The sequence below is a fragment of the Streptomyces sp. NPDC005574 genome, assembly GCF_040605435.1.
Taxonomy (GTDB): Bacteria; Actinomycetota; Actinomycetes; order Streptomycetales; family Streptomycetaceae; genus Streptomyces.
Genome location: NZ_JBEXCW010000006.1, coordinates 115,593 through 133,293, shown reverse-complemented (window position 1 = coordinate 133,293; position 17,701 = coordinate 115,593). Strand labels below are relative to the sequence as shown.

14 protein-coding genes are annotated in these 17,701 nt (G+C 70.1%); 8 read left to right on the top strand and 6 right to left on the bottom strand.

All coding sequences use genetic code 11. From position 1 onward, the window contains the following. Positions 1-136: 136 nt before the first annotated feature. Positions 137-1,036, bottom strand: a complete 900-nt coding sequence (locus ABZT03_RS06850; RefSeq protein ID WP_356034511.1) for an alpha/beta fold hydrolase — start codon at positions 1,034-1,036, stop codon at positions 137-139. 362 nt (positions 1,037-1,398) lie between these two features. Between ABZT03_RS06850 and ABZT03_RS06845 the strand changes: the two genes are divergently transcribed. Next, positions 1,399-2,055 (top strand): TetR/AcrR family transcriptional regulator, encoded by a 657-nt coding sequence (locus ABZT03_RS06845; RefSeq protein WP_356034509.1) that lies wholly within the window; start codon positions 1,399-1,401, stop codon positions 2,053-2,055. 308 nt (positions 2,056-2,363) lie between these two features. Here the strand turns inward: ABZT03_RS06845 and ABZT03_RS06840 are convergent, their stop codons facing one another. After that, positions 2,364-3,311, bottom strand: a complete 948-nt coding sequence (locus ABZT03_RS06840) for a zinc-binding alcohol dehydrogenase family protein (RefSeq protein ID WP_356034506.1) — start codon at positions 3,309-3,311, stop codon at positions 2,364-2,366. 627 nt (positions 3,312-3,938) lie between these two features. Between ABZT03_RS06840 and ABZT03_RS06835 the strand changes: the two genes are divergently transcribed. Then, positions 3,939-5,063, top strand: coding sequence for a substrate-binding domain-containing protein (locus ABZT03_RS06835; RefSeq protein ID WP_356034503.1), 1,125 nt, complete (start codon positions 3,939-3,941; stop codon positions 5,061-5,063). 121 nt (positions 5,064-5,184) lie between these two features. Here ABZT03_RS06835 and ABZT03_RS06830 read toward each other — a convergent pair whose 3' ends face one another. Together ABZT03_RS06830 and ABZT03_RS06825 are read right to left on the bottom strand one after the other, a co-directional pair. Beyond that, a complete protein-coding gene (locus tag ABZT03_RS06830) occupies positions 5,185-5,706 on the bottom strand; it encodes a hypothetical protein (RefSeq protein ID WP_356034500.1) in 522 nt (173 codons plus the stop codon). Between the two features lie 108 nt (positions 5,707-5,814). Further along, the gene (locus tag ABZT03_RS06825; protein WP_356034497.1) at positions 5,815-6,306 is read right to left on the bottom strand and encodes an ATP-binding protein; all 492 of its coding nucleotides are present in this window, start codon (positions 6,304-6,306) and stop codon (positions 5,815-5,817) included. A gap of 351 nt (positions 6,307-6,657) precedes the next feature. Between ABZT03_RS06825 and araB the strand changes: the two genes are divergently transcribed. Next, on the top strand, positions 6,658-8,352 hold the full coding sequence (gene araB, locus ABZT03_RS06820) for a ribulokinase (RefSeq protein WP_356034494.1): 1,695 nt from the start codon (positions 6,658-6,660) through the stop codon (positions 8,350-8,352). Positions 8,353-8,439: 87 nt separating this feature from the next. Here the strand turns inward: araB and ABZT03_RS06815 are convergent, their stop codons facing one another. Next, complete coding sequence (locus ABZT03_RS06815; protein ID WP_356034491.1) at positions 8,440-9,459, bottom strand: LacI family DNA-binding transcriptional regulator; 1,020 nt, start codon at positions 9,457-9,459, stop codon at positions 8,440-8,442. A 478-nt stretch (positions 9,460-9,937) separates the two neighbouring features. Here ABZT03_RS06815 and ABZT03_RS06810 point away from each other — a divergent pair, with 478 nt between their 5' ends. The 5 genes from ABZT03_RS06810 to ABZT03_RS06790 all read left to right on the top strand — a co-directional run bounded on the left by ABZT03_RS06810 (position 9,938) and on the right by ABZT03_RS06790 (position 16,987). Continuing rightward, positions 9,938-11,815, top strand: a complete 1,878-nt coding sequence (locus ABZT03_RS06810; protein WP_356034488.1) for a beta-L-arabinofuranosidase domain-containing protein — start codon at positions 9,938-9,940, stop codon at positions 11,813-11,815. Between the two features lie 71 nt (positions 11,816-11,886). Then, on the top strand, positions 11,887-13,131 hold the full coding sequence (locus ABZT03_RS06805) for an extracellular solute-binding protein (protein WP_356034486.1): 1,245 nt from the start codon (positions 11,887-11,889) through the stop codon (positions 13,129-13,131). A 107-nt stretch (positions 13,132-13,238) separates the two neighbouring features. Then, positions 13,239-14,222: a sugar ABC transporter permease gene (locus tag ABZT03_RS06800; protein WP_356034484.1), complete on the top strand. Its 984-nt coding sequence runs from the start codon at positions 13,239-13,241 to the stop codon at positions 14,220-14,222. Continuing rightward, on the top strand, positions 14,219-15,040 hold the full coding sequence (locus ABZT03_RS06795; protein ID WP_356034481.1) for a carbohydrate ABC transporter permease: 822 nt from the start codon (positions 14,219-14,221) through the stop codon (positions 15,038-15,040). The genes ABZT03_RS06800 and ABZT03_RS06795 overlap by 4 nt, the downstream gene beginning before the upstream one ends. Positions 15,041-15,217: 177 nt before the next feature. Continuing rightward, positions 15,218-16,987 (top strand): RICIN domain-containing protein, encoded by a 1,770-nt coding sequence (locus tag ABZT03_RS06790; protein ID WP_356034478.1) that lies wholly within the window; start codon positions 15,218-15,220, stop codon positions 16,985-16,987. Positions 16,988-17,105: 118 nt separating this feature from the next. Here ABZT03_RS06790 and ABZT03_RS06785 read toward each other — a convergent pair whose 3' ends face one another. Beyond that, positions 17,106-17,462, bottom strand: a complete 357-nt coding sequence (locus ABZT03_RS06785; protein WP_356034475.1) for a DoxX family protein — start codon at positions 17,460-17,462, stop codon at positions 17,106-17,108. Positions 17,463-17,701 lie beyond the last annotated feature (239 nt).

Genomic DNA, 17,701 nt, shown 5'->3' with positions numbered 1-17,701 from the left:
CTCAGCCCGCCGAGGCCTTTCGCTGTCGGCTCGGCGTGGGTGGCGCGGTCACCGGCGGTGACGCCGAGGCCTCGGTTCCGTGGCTGACCCGGCTGGTCCCGAACCCACGATCAGGACATCGGACCGGGTGATCCGGTCATGAGTCGATGCGATCGCGCCGGACTGCGATGAAGGAGGAGATGAGGTCCGCGGTGACCGCTGGACGCTCGTACGGAGCCATGTGCCCGCAGTCCTCGATGACTTCGGTGCGCGTAGGACGGACCAGGTCACGGGCTCGGTCGCACCCGCTGATGGGGGTGACCTGGTCGTCGGTTCCCCACGCCAGCAGGGTCGGGATGCCGAGGTCGCCGGTCCGCCGGTAGAGGTCCTCTCGGCCGGAGACCGGGTAGTTCTGCAAGGTGGAGAAGAAGCAGTACATCGATCCCTCGAACCGGTAGCAGTCCGAGATCATGGTGGTCAGGGGCTCGACGAGGGCGGGATCGGAGACGTTGCGCCCGAGATGGCCGAGCAGGATCCTGCGGCCGAAGCGCCGTGCGGCGAACGAGGCGACCGGGTCGGCCTTGAGCGCACGCTGCTGCAGCGCGGTGTCGGTGGACAGGCCCGCGGGCCCGATGAGCGTGAGGGTCCGGACCGTCTCGGGACGGTCGAGGAGACAGGCCATCGCGCCCAGCGCCCCCATCGACGTCCCCACCAGGTGCACCGGCGTGTCGATGTCGAGGTACGAGAGCAGCTCGCGGAGCTGGCGCACGAACATCGCCTCGTCGTACCGGCCCTGCGCGCGGTCGGAGTAGCCGCGGCCGTATGCGCTGAAGGCCAGCGTCCGAATGCCCCGCGCGTGCAGCTTGGGCGCCACGCCGTCCCAGTAGAACAGCGGAATGGTCAGTCCCGGCACCAGGACGGCGAGCTCGCCGCTCCCGGGACCGCGCAACTCGTAGTGCGTGAACCCGTCGGACAGCTGGGCGAAGTCACCGCGCAGCGACTTCCGGGCGTTCGAGTCGAGCTGGAGAGTCTCGTCCGGTGTCACGAAATACTTCATCGGGGTGTCTTTCCTTCGAATGTCTGGATGTGGTCGCGGGCGGCGCGCGAACCGGTGAGTCCCCACCCGGGCAGGTCGGGTGGGATGACGTCGTGGGACGCCGACAACAGGACCGCCCCGCACTCGATGTGTCGCAGTGACGACGCGCTGCCGTGCGGCGGCACGACCGTCGGCACGTGCCCGGCGCGTTTGTAGCGCCCCCGCAGACCATCGACCACCGCGACGGCGAGGCGGCGAGTCGGCTGGGGGGCAGACTAGACACCCATTACGGTTACAGTGTCGCCGTTATCTGATTCCTGTCAAGCAGGCATACTTTCCACGTGTCAACATCACGAGATCAGGTACGAGGAGACGGGTCGTCGGTGCGGCGCTCGCCCGGCCGTCCGCCCGTCCCGCTCGAGCGGATCGTCGCCGCGGCGGTGCAGATCGTCGACGAGGAAGGTGCCGACGCCCTGTCGATGCGGACCCTCGCCCAGCGCCTTGGCTCCGGCACGGCCACGCTCTACCGGCACTTCGACAACCGGGCGGCTCTGGTGGCCCACGTCGTGGACCGCATGTTCGGCGGGATCGAGGTCAAGGACGAGGAGCTCGCCGCCATGGGCTGGCGGGACGCGTGCCGCGCAGGGGTGCAGGCCATGTTCGACGCGGTGAGCCGGCACGAGAACGTGGCGCCCCTGCTCGTCGAGGGGATCCCTGCCGGCCCGAACGCGATGGCCGTGCGGGAGCGCTGCATCGCCGTCCTGCTCGCCGACGGCTTCCCGCCCAAGGTGGCGGCGCACGCCTACGCCACCCTGTCCCGCTTCGTGCTCGGCTTCGCCATCCAGGTCCGGGGACATCACGGCGCGGAACAGCCCGGCGGCGACGCCGAGGCGTCCGCCGTCTTCCGGGCCGCGGACCCCTCCCTGTATCCCGCCACCGCGGCGGTGGCCGACTGGATGCCGGTGCCGCTGGAGGACGAGTTCCGCTTCGGCCTGGAACTCGTCCTCGACGGGCTCAGTCGGCTGCGTGACGGCGACTGACCGTCAGCAGGACGTGTCGCCGTCGAAGCCGAGGTCGCGGCGGCCGACGGCGAGGACGCACGGTTGAGTTCTCCGGCCACCGCCCCGGATACGGGACGCTGCCCTCGGCGCCCGCCCTCCCAGTCGGAGAGGCGGGCACCGCCATGTCAGCCGATCTCACGCTTGAGGATCTTGCCGCTTGCCGCCGGCGGTAGCGCGTCGCCGAACTCGACGAAGCGACGGCATCGCCCGGGTGTCCGACGAGGTCGGCGCGAGCGTCGGTCGGCCGGAGTCGGCCCTCCGGGCGATGCCATGGTCGGTTGTCACCGTCAGTCGGCGATCAGGACCGGGCGGCGTCCTGCGGGGGCCGCCCACGCCTCACTGATCCGGGAGAGCGGGTAGGCCTGCGCGTCCACGTCCACCTTGCCGTCGGCGATGAGCTGCACGTAGACGGCGACCTGGGTGAAGTAGCGGCGCATGTCGAAGGAGCCGATACCGCTGCCGCTGAGGCGGAAGGGGCGACTGCGCAGCAACGAAGCGGGTACGGCCGCTTGTTCGCTGATGACGGAACCGATCTCCACGTAGCTGGTGGCGGCAGTGCCGGGCACGTCCGCCAGTGCCTGGAACGCGGACTCGGCCGCCCCGCCCCACAGGAAGTCCACAACGAGCTCGGGCGCCTTGCCGTCGAGGGCCGCACCGATGGCCGCCGCGTCCGCGTCCCTGTCGCCGGTGATCTCGACGGTCTCGGCACCGAGTCCGGCCACGCGCTTGAGGTCGTCGACGCCGCGGCCCACGCCGATCACGCGCCGCACGCCGAGGGCTCGGGCGTTCTGGACGGCGAGGCCGCCGGCCGCACCGGTCACCCCGAGAATCAGTACGGTGTCCGGGACGCCGTGCTCTTCCGCGTGGGTGGTCAGCGGCATCCAGGAGGACATGCCCGGGTTGACGCCCGCCGCAACGGCGACGGGGTCGGCGCCGTCCGGAAGCGGAAGGGTCATGGCGACCGCCATCCGCTCGGCGTACGTGCCCCAGGGGGCCTGGATCTCACCGGTGTACACCAGCGTGCCGTCAGCGGTGCGAGCCACCGCGTCCACGCCCGGTACGAGCGGGTACTGCCCGGTGCTGCTGTAGTGCTCGCCGGATGCCTTGTGGCGCACGATGGGGTGGATCGCGGAGGCGACCAGGTCGACGATCTGCAGGCCCTGGCCGACCCGAGGCTCGGGAAAGTCCCGGTACTCGGGGGCCGCGCCTGCCGTCTTCACCACTGCTGCCTTCATCACTGCACTCCTTGACTGGGGAAACACACTGCGGTCCCGTATCGCTCCGGCTCGTGATCCGGGCGCCGAAGGAGGGCGTCGGATGCCGTGACGGGCCGACCGCTTTATGGATACACCGTAACCGTAATTTGCCGACTCGGCCACCGAGCCCTTTTCCCAGAGGCCCACCCGCCATGGCGGCAGCGGTACTTGTCGTTGGGGCCGGGGCCCATCGGCTGGTAACCCCCGGTCGCCGGCACGATCCGCTCGCGCCGCCACCCGCCCCGAGCGAGCAAGGAGGCACCCTGCGTGTCACGGACGCCCCTTCCGGCGGCGCGCGCACTCGTCGAGGTCCCGCCCGCCGCGCGCCGCAGGACATCCACGCGACCCCGCCTGATCGGCCACAACAGCGTCGCTGCTCACCGGCGACGAGTTCGACGGACAGCGTGAACTGACGCCCTCCCGCCCCCGATGTGGAGGTACTGCGCCAATCGAGCGGGGAACAGTGGTGTGCCCAGGGGAGAATCTGTACGAAGCCCCGGCAACCACTACTGCACAGCACGCGCTGATCGCAGAGTGGTGGCGTCGCCGCGTCGGTCCATGTCATCTGGTCGCCGGGCGGCCTCATCGCCCCGGAAGGCACCTGAAGTGAACACTCGACCCGGCCATCTCACCGCGCGCAGCCTCGCCACGGCTCTGGCAGCGTCCGCATCGGCCCTCTCGCTGACGGCGTGCGGCGTCATCGGCGGCGACAACGTCTCGGCGGTCTCGAAGAAGGGCGACGACATCACGGTGGGACTGCTCCTGCCCGACCGGGACACGAAACGCTTCGAGAAGTTCGACCGCCCCCTCTTCACGCAACGGATCGCCTCCCTCACGAACGGCAAGGGCAAGGTCCGCTACGCCAACGCCGGTGCGAGCGAGACGACACAGAACAAGCAGCTCGCGGAGATGATCGCCGCCAAGGTGGACGTCCTGCTCGTGGACGCGGTGGACAGCAAGGCCATCGCACCGGGTGTCAAGAAGGCCAAGGACGCGGGCATTCCGGTGATCGCCTACGACCGGCTCGCCGAGGGACCGATCGACGCCTACGTGTCCCACGACAACGAGCTCGTCGGGGAGGTGCAGGGCCGCTCCCTCATCGAGGCCCTCGGCGGCAAGGCGTCCACGAGCAAGATCGTCATGATGAACGGTTCTCCCGCCGACCCGAACACGGCACGGTTCAAGAAGGGCGCGATGGCCGAGCTGGAGAACAACGTGATCATCGCGAAGTCGTACGACACCAAGGAGTGGCTGCCGGCGGTCGCCGAGGCGAACATGCGCGAGGCGATCAAGTCCGTCGGCCTCGGCAACATCGCCGCCGTCTACTCGGCGAACGACGGCATGGCGGGCGCGGTCATCGACGCGGTGAAGAAGGCGGGAGCCACCAGGATCCCTCCGGTGACCGGGCAGGACGCGGACTTGGCGGCGGTGCGGCGGATCGTCTCCGGCGAGCAGTACATGACCGTGTACAAGTCGTTCATGCTCGAGGCGACCAACGCCGCCGAGATGGCAGTGGCCAAGGTCCAGGGCCGTGCGATCGCCTTCGACGCACTGACCCGGGACACGGTCGACAGCCCCACGCAGAAGAGCATCCCGTCGATGCTGGTGCCCGTGGTCGCGCTCACGAAGGACAACATCAAGGACACGGTGATCAAGGACGGCGTCTACACGGTCAAGGACATCTGCACCCCTAAGTACGAGGCGGACTGCGCGGCGATCAACCTGACGTAGGCGCCGCGTTTCCGCCGGGCAGGGTCGGGATCGGCGTCCCGCTGCGTCGCGGAACACGTCCGAGGCACAGCAGACCGCCCGGCTGTCGTCGCAGCCGGGCTCGGAGGGGTCGGGCGGGCGGTCAGCCCACGGGCGACGTGGCGACCCTGTGCCAGGACGCGGCTGTGCGGCTGGTCTGCTTGAGCAGGCGGGCCGGTTCCTGTGAGGCGGGCCAGAACTGCAGCAGATACCGGTCGCCGGTCTGCGGCTCGTCGTCCTCGCGGACGTCTTTGCCCCTGCCGTCGTCCATGGCGGTGGCGCAGTACCGCACACGGTAGTCGCGCTCCTCCAGGCCCGGCTCCCACGAGGCGCGCCCGTTCCACTGCCGCAGTTTCGTCTCCGCCGACACCGGCCGGAACGGGACCTCGACGATCTCCTCCCACGTCTCGTCGGCCGCGGGCCGGTCGTCATGCAGCTCGACGGTGAAGCCGACGCCTCCGATGCGCAGACCGGTCAGCACCAGCAGCTGCCCTTTCGTCCCGCCGCCGCAGAGCCCGACGCCCTCCTGCCCGGCGAAGGCGCGGTACGGGTCGAACTCGCTCCACGCTTCGCTCTCCACAAGGATCTGGCCGTAGTCGACCTGCGCCTCACCCTTGACGAGCACCTTTCATCGATCTGCCTTTCGCCGCCCAACTGGTCTGTTGATCCTGTCAGTTGCCGCTGACAAGGGGACGACCGGAATGCGTTCAGGTGGTACGGCTCAGCGACGACGTCACTCCGGTGGGGCGGCACGAGGGTCGACCATGTCGCCGACCGCGTCGTCGGCCAGAACTATCGCTGCCACCACCCGTTTGCCGACCGGCTCGCGATGTACCTCGAAGCTGCGGCACAGCGCCAGGACGATCTCCAGACCGTGCTGACCGATGCGGCTCGGGTCCGCCGCCTGCACCGTCGGCGGCTGCGGCTCGCTGTCCCACACCGTCACCTCGACGGCACCGTCATTGACCTCAAGGGTGAGCAGGCCCGGTCCGGGGGCGTATTTGCGGGAGTTCGTCACCAGCTCACTGACGACCAACTCGACCACGCCCTTAGAGCGAGGGGACACCAACATGTCGTGCTTGACCTGCAGATCCGTCAAAAAGGTTCGGGCGACGTCGCGCGCTTCAGCGATCTCCTCATCACCCGTGAAGGCCACGGACACGGACACCGATTCCAGGGCATGACGCAGCCACTGTTGGCCCCCGCCGTCTTCAGCCAGGTCCATCCAGCCGCCTCACTTCCGAAGCGTCACACCTTGCCCGGCCCGCCTACCCACAAAACGCGATCACACACGAACGAGCGACAACTCGTCGCACCTGATGTTCACTTCAGGGCAGGAGCCACAGCGCTCTACGCATCCGAGACCCTCATGGATGCGCCGCGCACTGGCGCCCGAGCCGAGCGATGCCCCATTCGACCGCATGGCGCTTGCGTGGTGGACCGCGAACCGGTTTCGGCTCGGGCTCTCCGCCGAGCAGGGGGCGCGCCGTGCGCTGAGCATTGCGAATGTTGACCGACCTCGCGAACAATAATCGGCTCGCTATCCGAGAGCATGCGACATCTGGGAGGACGGCCGGTGGACGCGCAGCACGAGGAATCGACGAACCTGGCGCCCTGCGTCATCGGGGTCGACTTCGGCACCCTGTCGGGGCGGGCTCTGGTGGTCCGGGTCAGCGACGGCGCGGAGTTGGGCGTGGCGGAGCACCCGTACCGGCACGCCGTGCTCGACCGGGAGCTGCCCGACGGTACGCCGCTGCCGCCCGACTGGGCGCTGCAGGTGCCCTCGGACTACCTCGACGTCCTGCGCCGCGCCGTACCCGAAGCGCTCACCCGTGCGGGGGTCCGGCCGGAGCAGGTCGTCGGCATCGGGACGGATTTCACCGCCTGCACGGTACTGCCGGTGCTGGCCGACGGCACGCCCCTGTGTGAACTGCCCGAGTACACCGCCCGCCCGCACGCCTACGTGAAGCTGTGGCGCCACCACGCGGCCCAGGACCAGGCGGACCGGATCACCGCGCTGGCCCTCGAACGGCAGGAGCCGTGGCTGACGCGGTACGGCGGCAAGGTGTCCTCGGAGTGGGAGTTCGCCAAGGTGCTGCAGGTGCTGGAGGAGGACCCTGACGTCTACCGGCGCGCCGAGCGGTGGGTGGAGGCGGCCGACTGGATCGTGTGGCGCCTGTGCGGAACGTACGTCCGCAACGCCAGCTCCGCCGGCTACAAGGGCCAGTTGCAGGACGGCGCCTACCCTTCCCGCGACTACCTCGCCGCGCTGCACCCCGACTTCGCCGACTTCGCCGCCGACAAGCCGGACCAGCCGCTCGCCACCCTCGGAGCGGCCGCGGGAGGGCTGACCGCCGAGGCCGCCGCCTGGACCGGCCTGCCGGAGGGCGTCACGGTCTGCGTCGGCAACATCGACGCCCACGTCACCGTGCCGGCGGCGACCGCCGTGGACCCCGGGCAGATGGTCGCCATCATGGGCACCTCCACCTGCCATCTGATGAGTTCGGACCAGCTCGGCTCCGTTCCCGGCATGTGCGGCGTGGTCGACGGCGGCATCCTGCCGGGCCTGTGGGGATACGAGGCCGGGCAGAGCGGCGTCGGCGACATCTTCGCCTGGTTCGTCCGCACCGGGTTCCCCGCGTCGTACGCACAGGATGCCTCGGCCCTCGGCCGGGACCCGCACGAGCACCTCACGGCGCTCGCCGCGGCGCAGAACGTCGGCGAGCACGGCCTGATGGCCCTGGACTGGCACAGCGGCAACCGCTCCGTCCTCGTCGACCACGACCTCAGCGGCGTCCTGGTGGGCCTGACGCTCTCCACCCGGCCCGAGGACATCTACCGCGCCTTGCTGGAAGCGACCGCCTTCGGCACCCGCACCATCATCGACGCCTTCGAGGAATCCGGCGTACCGGTGCGCGAGTTGATCATCGCGGGCGGACTCACCAAGAACGCGCTGCTGATGCAGATCTACGCCGACATCACCCGGCGTCCGCTGGGCGTCATCGGTTCCGCGCAGGGGGCCGCTCTCGGAGCCGCGATGCACGCCGCGGTCGCCGCGGGCGCCCATGCCGACATCCGCGCCGCGGCCCACGCCATGGGCCGGGTGCGGCGGAGCGTCCACCTGCCCGACTCCGAGCGTTCCGCCGCCTACGAGCGCCTCTACGCCGAATACCGGCTCCTGCATGACTACTTCGGCCGGGGAGGCAGCGAGGCCATGCACCGGCTGCGGCGCATCCGCGTCCAGGCCGCCACCCGCCCCCGGCCCGCCTGACGTGAAAGGCGGCTGCCCCCGCGCGGACTTGATCACAGCCGGCGTTCGCCCACCTGACGCGCTCGGCCCTCCGCCCGCCGCGACGGTTCAGCTGGATTCGCGGACGACGAGCCGGCAGGCAACGGTGTGCACGCCCGGTTCCGGCTGGGAGCCGATGGCGTCCAGCAGCCGCAGCGCCGCCTGCCGGCCGATCTCGGAGAGGTCCGTGTCGATCGTGGTCAGCGGCGGACGGCAGGCCAGGGCCATGACGTCCCAGTTGTCGTAGCCCACGACCGCCACCCTGCCGGGGACCGCCACGCCGCCTTCGCGCAGGGTGTCGGCGACGCCCCTGGCGATCTGGTCGTTGCCGCAGAAGAACGCGTCCGTGTCCGGCGCGGTACGCAGGACCGCCTCGGCGGCGCGGCGTCCCCACGCCTCGCTCCACTCGCCGAAGTGGACGCGGCCGGTGGACGGTTCCAGCGAGGAACGGGCGAGCAGATCCAGCGTGTGGCGGGCGCGGTCCCTGGCAGCGGCATGGTGTGCCGGGCCGGTGACGTGCGCGATCCGGGTACGACCGGTCGCCAGCAGATGCTCGATCGCCAGGTGCGCTCCACTGCGGTCGTCGGACACGACGGAGATGTCGTCCGGGTCGGTGGACGGCGAGAGCGCGTAGACCGTGGGGATCGGGTCGATGCCCTTGAGCGGCGGCCTCGGATCGGTACGTCGGCCGGTGACGATGATGCCGTCCACCCGCCTGTCCGTGAGGTTGCGCAGGTGGTGCTGCTCGCGGATGGCGTCGCCGCGGGTGTCGCACAGGAGCACCGAGATCTTGCCGGCGCCGAGCGCGTCCTCGGCGCCGAGCAGTACGGGTGTGCTGAAGCGGCCGATGCCGTCGGTGGTCATCAGACCGACGGTCCAGCTGCGTCCGGTGTGCAGGCTCTGCGCATGCTGGTTGGGGCGGAAGTCGAGCGCCTCCACGGCGGCCAGGACACGCTGCCGGGTCTCGGGGCGCATCCTGCCGCTGCCGCTCAGCGCTTTCGAGGCCGTCCCGACACTGACACCGGCCAGCTTGGCGACGTCGGCGAGCTTCGCCCGGCCGGCCGGCAGGGACTCTGGAGCGGCGGTCACGCGCAATCCTTTTCCTCGACGACATCGGTGACGTCCATCCTGGCATCGTTCCCGCCGACTGACCAGCCTTGACCAGGGGCCTGCAAATACTTGGGACGCACCTCTTGACTGCGACTCGCCCACTACCTACGTTTCCGGCAGAAAAACGTTTTCCCAAACGGGTTCGAGAAGCGGAGCACCACCCGCCGTCGCGGACGCCCTCACACGCCCTGTGCGCCGGCCCCGGCCGCTTCCCCCTCTACCTCTTCGGAGCGCCATGCCCCGCCCACGTCCCGCCGTGCCCTCCGCCCCACCCTCGACCTCGTCCGAAGCGGGAGGTTCCCCCGACGGCCCGGAGCCAACCGGCCCGGACCCCACGGGCACGGCCTCCGTGGGCACAGCCTCCGCGCGCCCGGCCGGCCCGTCCCCCACCGGCCCGGCCCGCACTGGCGCGGGCCCCGCCGGCCCCGTCCGCATCGGCCCGGATGCCAGGGCCACGTTGACCCCCGCCACCGTTCAGGTCCGTGCCGGCTTCTGGGACACCCGGCGCGAGGTCAACGCGCACACCTCCATCCCGCAGGGCCCCGGCCTGCTGGAAGCGGCGGGAAACCTGCACAACCTGCGGATGGCGGCGGGCCTGGCCGAGGGCAGGTTCCAGGGCGCCTACCCGTTCATGGACTCGGACGTCTACAAGTGGCTGGAGGCCGCGTCCTGGCAGCTCGCCCGGCAGGCACCGGGGGACGCCGGCCCGCTCGCGGCCGACGTGGAGCGGATCGTCTCCCTCGTCGCCGACGCGCAGCAGCCCGACGGCTACCTGAACACCTGGTTCCAACTGCTCAAGGGCGGCGAGCGCTACCAGGACCTGCGCTGGGGGCACGAGCTGTACTGCGCGGGCCACCTGATCCAGGCCGCCGTCGCCCACCACCGGGCCACCGGACGCACCGAACTCCTCGACGTGGCACGGAAGTTCGCCGACCACATCGACTCGGTCTTCGGCCCGGCCGACAGCGGCAAGCCCATCGACGGCGTCGACGGCCACCCGGAGGTCGAGACCGCCCTGGTGGAGCTGTACCGGGAGACCGGTGAACGCCGCTACCTGGACCTCGCCATCTACTTCGTGGACCGCTTCGGCCACGGCCTGCTCGGCCACGAGGCGTACTGCCAGGACCGTGTCCCCCTGCGCGAGGCGACCGCCGTCGAAGGTCACGCCGTACGGCAGCTCTACCTGCTGGCCGCAGCGGCCGACCTGGCCACCGAGACGGGGGACGCCGAGCTGCGGGCCGCCGGGGAGCGGCTGTGGGCGGCGATGGCCGCCACCAAGACGCATGTGACCGGAGGACTGGGTGCCCACCACGACGAGGAGGACTTCGGCGACCCGTACGAACTCCCCAACGAACGCGCCTACTGCGAGACCTGCGCCGCCATCGCCTCCATCCAGTGGAGCTGGCGGATGGCCCTGCTGACCGGCGAGGCCCGCTACTCCGACCTGGTCGAACGCACCCTCTACAACGGCTTCCTGGCCGGCGTCTCCCTGGACGGCGAGCGCTGGCTGTACGTCAACCCGCTGCAGGTGCGCGACGGCCACACGGACCCCGGCGGCGACCAGTCGGCCCGCCGCACCCGCTGGTTCCGTTGCGCGTGCTGTCCGCCCAACGTGATGCGGTTGCTGGCCTCCCTGGAGCACTACCTCGCCTCCGGCGACACCGGTGGTCTGCAGATCCACCAGTACGTCACCGGCCGCTACGCCGGCGACCTCGGCGGCTCCCCCGTCGCGGTGAGCGCAGAGACCGACTACCCGTGGCAGGGCGCGATCGGTCTGACCGTGGAGGAGACCCCGGCCGAGCGTCCCTGGACCCTCTCGCTGCGCATCCCCCAGTGGTGCCGCGAGTTCCGGGTCCGATGCGCGGACGCGGTGTACGACCAGAACGACACGCCCGTGACCGACGGCTGGCTGCGGCTCCAGCGCGTCTGGGCACCCGGTGACCGGGTCGTCCTCGAACTCGGCGTGGAGCCCCGCCTCACGGCCGCGGACCCCCGGGTGGACGCCGTACGCGGCTGCGTCGCGATCGAAGCCGGGCCCCTCGTGTACTGCCTGGAAGGCGTCGACCACCCCGGCGGCGGTCTGGACGACGTCGTCCTCGACACCGCTCTGCCCCTCGCCGTGAAGCACCGCCCGGACCTGCTCGGCGGCATCACCACCGTCATCGCCGCAGGCCGACGGCGGTCCATCCCTGACGAGGGCTGGTGGCCGTACCGGAGTGCGGAAACCACCCCCGCGCCGCCGTCCGGCGAGCCCCTCGAACTCACCGCGATCCCCTACTACGCGTGGGCCAACCGCCGAAACGGCAGCATGCGCGTCTGGCTGCCCACCTCCTGACCCCGCCGCCGTTCGCCCCCGTCGCCCTCTCCGCGCGCCCCTCCGCACCATCCCGAGACAACGAGGTCATCGTGAGAAACTCCCGCCGTACCCTGATCGTTGCCATCGCCGCCGTCGGTGCGCTCACCTCCGTCGCCGCCTGCGGAGGCGGTTCCGGCTCGTCGGGCTCCTCCGACGCGTCCGCGGGCACGTACACCTTCTGGGACCCCTACCCGCAGTTCGACGCCTCCTCGGCGTGGAGCAAGCTCGTCTCCACGTGCGGTTCCGGCGCCGGGGTCAAGATCAAGCGCACCGGCATGGACACCACGGACCTGGGCAACAAGGCACTCCTCGCCGCCCAGCAGGGCAACGCCCCCGACGTCATGCTCGTGGACAACCCGGTCGTCTCCACCCTGGTGGAGGCGGGGATCCTCAACAAGACGAGCGACCTCGGCCTGGACACCAAGTCGATCCAGGCGAACATCCTCGGCGCGGGCACCATCGACGGCGCCTCCTACGGCGTGCCGATCGGCGCCAATACCCTTGCGCTCTACTACAACAAGAAGGTCCTCTCCGCCGCGCACGTCGATCCCGCCTCGGTCAAGGACTGGGCTTCGCTGACCGCGGCCCTCAAGAAGGTCAAGGGCGCCGGCAAGAAGGGCATCACCTTCTCCGCGATCAACACCGAGGAGGGCAGCTTCCAGTTCCTGCCCTGGTTCTGGGGCTCCGGCGCCGACCTCACCAAGCTGAACTCCGCCAAGGGCGTGGCCGCACTGACCCTGTGGAAGCAGTGGGTCGACGCGGGGTACGCCCCCAAAGACGTCCTGCAGAACACCCAGACCACCAGCTGGCAGGAGTTCGCCACCGGCGACTACGCGTTCAGCGAGAACGGCACCTGGCAGCTCGGCAACGCCGAGAAGGCCGGGTTCGACTACGGCGTCATCAGCATCCCCGGCCAGAACGGCGGTGCGGCACCGGTGCCGACCGGAGGCGAGTTCGTCACCGTGCCCGTGCAGAAGGACAGCGGGCGCTACGACGTCACCAAGAAGATCGTCACCTGCCTGACCAACCCGGCCAACCTGCTGTCCACGGACACCACCCTGGCCTACGTCGCCCCCGTGGCGGCTGTACAGACCAAGCAGTCCACCGCCAACCCCGAGCTCAAGCCGTGGGTCGACGCGGTGGCCGCGGCACGCGGACGCACCAGCGGTGGCCTGGGCACCAAGTACCCGACCATCTCGCAGCCGTTGTGGACGGCCGTCCAGTCCGCCCTGTCCGGCGGTCAGAGCGCCCAGTCAGCCCTCGACGCCGCGCAGACGGCCGCAGCCAAAAACTGACACCTACGCCCTCACGGCACCGTGGCCCCTTCCACCTGCCCCGTACGGAAACCGGTTCCGCCCGGACACCACCACCCCGGGCCGGCCACCCGCAACCAGGAGTTCTCATGACCACCGCCCGCGTCGACCGCCGCCCGCGCCGGTCCCCGGTCAGGCTCGCGGCGACCGACGCCGACGACGGGGCGGACGCCTCGGCGCTCCGGCGCCGCGAACGCCGCAAGAGCCGGCTGACCGCACTGGCGTTCCTCGCGCCGCTGGCCGTCTACCTCGCCGCGTTCTACGTCTATCCCCTCTACCGCAATCTCGATCTGAGCCTGCGCGACTACACCGTCCGCTCGTTCGTGGCCGGGGACGCGCCCTTCTCGGGGTCGGCCAACTTCCGTACGGTCCTGGACGATCCCACGTTCGGTCCCGCGATACGGCACACAATGATCTTCACCTTCGTGTCGATCGCCTTCCAGTACCTGGCGGGGCTCGCCCTCGCGGTGTTCTTCAACCGGCACTTCCGGCTGGCCGGCATCCTCCGGGCGCTGTTCCTGATCCCCTGGCTGCTGCCGCTGATCGTGTCGGCGTCCACCTGGTCGTGGATGTTCAACAGCGAGTCCGGCGTCCTCAACTACGCCCTCCAGCTGGTGGGCGTGGCCCCGGTCAACTGGCTCAACTCACCGAGCTGGGCGCTGGCTTCGGTCATCATCGCCAACATCTGGATCGGCATCCCGTTCAACCTGGTCATCCTCCACAGCGGTCTGCAGAACATCCCCGGCGAGCTCTACGAGGCCGCCGCGCTGGACGGGGCGAGCACCTGGCAGCAGTTCCGCCGGATCACCTTCCCCCTGCTGCGGCCCGTCTCGGCGATCACCCTGCTGCTCGGCCTCGTGTACACCCTCAAGGTGTTCGACCTGATCTGGATCATGACCAAGGGCGGCCCGGGCGACGCGTCGTCGACTTTGGCGACCTGGTCGTACCAGCTCGGATTCGGCACGTTGCTGCCCAGGTTCGGGCCGGGAGCGGCAGTCGGCAACATCCTCATCCTGATCGCCCTCGCCTTCGGCCTGCTGTACATCCGCGTCCAGAGGAGGCAGGAAGCATGACGCCCCGTAAGGGTTCCCGCCGCCACACCGTCATCGGGATCGTCCTCACCGCCGTGATGCTGTTCCCGGTGTACTGGATGATCAACGTGTCCCTCACCCCGCAGCAGGACATGCGCAAGAGCCCACCCGACCTGCTGCCCCTGCACCCCACCTTCGAGGGCTACCGCGCCGTCCTGAACGACCAGTTGCCCTACCTCGGCACCAGCCTGCTCATCGGTCTGGGCACGGTGGTCCTCACCCTGCTCCTCGCCGCCCCCGCGGGCTTCGCACTGGCCAGACTGCGGCCGTTCGGCGGGGGATTCCTCGGCCTGGTGCTGCTGGTCGCCCAGATGATTCCCGGCATCGTCATGGCGATGGGCTTCTACGGCATCTTCCTCGACCTCGGCCTGCTCAACTCCTGGTGGGGCCTGATCGTCGCCGACTCGACCATCGCCGTGCCCTTCGGCGTCATGATCTTCACCGCCTTCATGTCGGGCATCCCCGGCGAACTCATCGCCGCGGCCCGCATCGACGGGGCCGGCACCTTCCGGATCTTCCGCTCGGTCGTCCTGCCGGTGAGCCGCAACGCGATCGTCACCGTCTCCCTCTTCAGCTTCCTGTGGGCCTGGTCCGACTTCGTCTTCGCCAACACCCTTGACAGCGGCGGCGACTGGCGGCCGATCACCCTCGGCATCTACCACTACATCGGCAACAACAACCAGGAGTGGAACGCGATCATGGCCACCGCCGTCGTCGCGTCCCTGCCCGCGGCGGTGCTGCTCGTCCTCGCCCAGCGGTACGTGGCCGCGGGTGTGACCGCGGGCGCGGTCAAGGACTGATCCGGCGCCCGCCCCGGCCCACCGACGGCACGAGGCCGGGCCCCTGCTCCTCGCCCGCGTCACCACGCAGGGCTGTCACTCACCGCGCATCCACCCCCCGACGCACCCGACGCCGGCCCCGAGCCGTCCCGGCCGCGCACCACCGACACGTCCCCTCCCTTCTCAGGAGAGCCGCTGATGTCCTATCCGAGCCCCCGTCACCGCCGCGGAGCGACCCCCGGTCGGGCCGGCGCCGCCGCCATCGCCACGACCCTGGCCACCACCGCCCTCGTCCTCACGGGCCCCGCCGCCCAGGCCGCACCCACCTCGTCCACCACCCTGGTGGTCAACGCGAACCAGACCCTGCGGTCGGTCACGCACGTGGGCACGGGAAGCCTCTACGGTCTCGCCGACAACAGCACGCCCGCCGACAGCCTGGTCAGCGCCCTCAAGCCGAACACGTTCGTGCAGATGGCGCCCGGTGGCCACCAACTGCCCAACGGCGAGCCCGCTCCCGCCGGTGACGCGCTCGTCGTGGCGCCGAAGGCCGCCCGGGCCGGCGCCAAGGTCGTCATACGGATGCCGGACTGGTACCCGGACTTCCCCTACAAATGGGTCAGCATGAGCGACTGGCTGTCCGCCGTGGACACCCAGATCGCCTCCGTGAAGTCCTCCGGCGCGACCAACATCGCGGCCTGGGCGATCTGGAACGAGCCCGACCTCAACTGGGACACCGCCAAGGCCGGCCCCTTCAACACCGCCTGGAACACGACCTACAAGGAGATCCGCTCCAAGGACACCACCACGCCCATCCAGGGGCCCAGCTACTCCAGCTGGAAACAGAGCGACATGAACACGTTCCTCACCCAGGCCAAGGCCAACAACACCGTGCCCGACGTCATCGCCTGGCACGAACTCCAGGGCAGCGCGAACATCGCCGCGCACGTCTCGGCGTACCGCTCCCTGGAGTCGAGCCTCGGCATCAGTCCCCGGCCGATCGACATCGAGGAGTACGGCACGCCCTCCGAGATGGGCAACTCCGGCGCCCTCGTCGGCTACGCCGCCAAGTTCGAACGGGCGGGTGTCCGCGACGCCGAACTCGCCTTCTGGAACCACTACGGCACCCTCGGCGACACCCTCACCGACACCGGCGGATCGCCCAACGGCTCGTACTGGACGTACAAGTGGTACGGCGGCATGTCGGGGAACATGCTCGTCACCACGCCGCCCGCCCAGACGGGCATCGACGGTCTCGCCTCCCTCAACGGCGCCGGCAACCAGATCAGCGTCCTCACGGGCGGATGCAGCGGCTCCTGCGCGGTGACCGTGAACGGGCTGTCCTCCCTGTCGGCCTTCGGCAGCACGGTCCACGTCAAACTGGAGTACAGCCCCAACACCGGGCGTACGAACGCATCTTCCGGTCCGATCACCGTCTCCGACGCGGACTACGCGGTCTCGGGCGGCTCCGTCACCGTACCGGTGGCGATGAACGACGCCGACGGCTATCACCTGGTGATCACCCCCAGCGGCACCGACTCCTCGCTGGCCGGGCGCTACCAGATCACCAACAGGAACAGCGGTCGCGCCCTGGACACCCTCAACGCGGGCACGGCTCAGGGGACTTCGGTCGTCCAGGCGGCATCCACGACCGGCACCGACCAGAACTGGACCCTGGTGGCGGCCGGCTCGGGCCTGTACAAGATCGTCAACCAGAAGAGCGGCCTGGTGCTCGGCATCAACAGCATGAGCACCGCGGACGGTGGAACGGCCCTGATCTGGGGTGACAACGGCACCGCCGACCATCTCTGGCAGGTGATCCCGGCCCGCGACGGCTACTACAAGATCGCAAACTACAACAGCGGCCGACTGCTCGGTGTCGACCAGATGAGCACCTCCGCCGGCGCCCAGGTTCTCCAGTGGACCGACAACGGCACCGCCGACCACCTGTGGAGGCTCACCTCGCGCTGAGGCGCCCGGCGACAGCCCCACGTCCGCCGCACACCGCGGGCGCGGGGCTGTCATGTGCGGCGGACGCCTCTCTACGACGTACGACGACGAGGTGGAGCAGACGGGAGGGCGCCCGCGGTCACCAGGCGCCGTGGTGAACCAGCCCGAGGACCAGGGCCGCCGACGCGGTCAGCAGGAACACGATCCCGCCCACGATGTCGTGGGAGCCGACCCTTAGGTGGGCGGTGATCGCGCCGATGAAGTACAGCACGAGTCCGATGGCGGCGAGGGTCCCCAGCACCGGCACGGCGAGCCCGGCCAGCAGGCCCACGGTGCCGGCTGCCAGCAACAGGCCGAGAACGGGGACCCACTTGCGGGGCAGGCCCTTCATGTCCGCCTGGGTCTTGGGGTATTCGTGGCCACTCAGATAGGTGACGGCGGCGGCACCGTTGAAGACGGCGCCGAGGATGGTGACCGTGACGTAGGCAGCGAACACGGGTTCTCCGTTCTGACAGGGCGGGTGTCACCGGCACTCCGTTCGCGGGATGCCGGTCGCGTGAACGACGAACCCGGCGACCGGATATGTGACATCGGCCCGCGTCGACGGCGGGGAGCGTGGCAGTATGCCGACATGTTCCTGATCCGAAAGGGCGATGCCGCGTAGGCGTCCCAAGGCCGTCCGCTCGGAGCGGTGGCGACCGGGCAAGCATGTGCCGGTCACTCGGATCCCGGGCG

What these genes read in the sequence shown, in the direction of transcription:
- ABZT03_RS06850 (WP_356034511.1), bottom strand. Translation starts at nt 1,036, where the DNA reads ATGAAGTATTTCGTGACACCGGACGAGACTCTCCAGCTCGACTCGAAC.
- ABZT03_RS06840 (WP_356034506.1), bottom strand. Translation starts at nt 3,311, where the DNA reads ATGAAGGCAGCAGTGGTGAAGACGGCAGGCGCGGCCCCCGAGTACCGG.
- ABZT03_RS06825 (WP_356034497.1), bottom strand. Translation starts at nt 6,306, where the DNA reads ATGGACCTGGCTGAAGACGGCGGGGGCCAACAGTGGCTGCGTCATGCC.
- ABZT03_RS06800 (WP_356034484.1), top strand. Translation starts at nt 13,239, where the DNA reads ATGACCACCGCCCGCGTCGACCGCCGCCCGCGCCGGTCCCCGGTCAGG.
- ABZT03_RS06795 (WP_356034481.1), top strand. Translation starts at nt 14,219, where the DNA reads ATGACGCCCCGTAAGGGTTCCCGCCGCCACACCGTCATCGGGATCGTC.
- ABZT03_RS06790 (WP_356034478.1), top strand. Translation starts at nt 15,218, where the DNA reads ATGTCCTATCCGAGCCCCCGTCACCGCCGCGGAGCGACCCCCGGTCGG.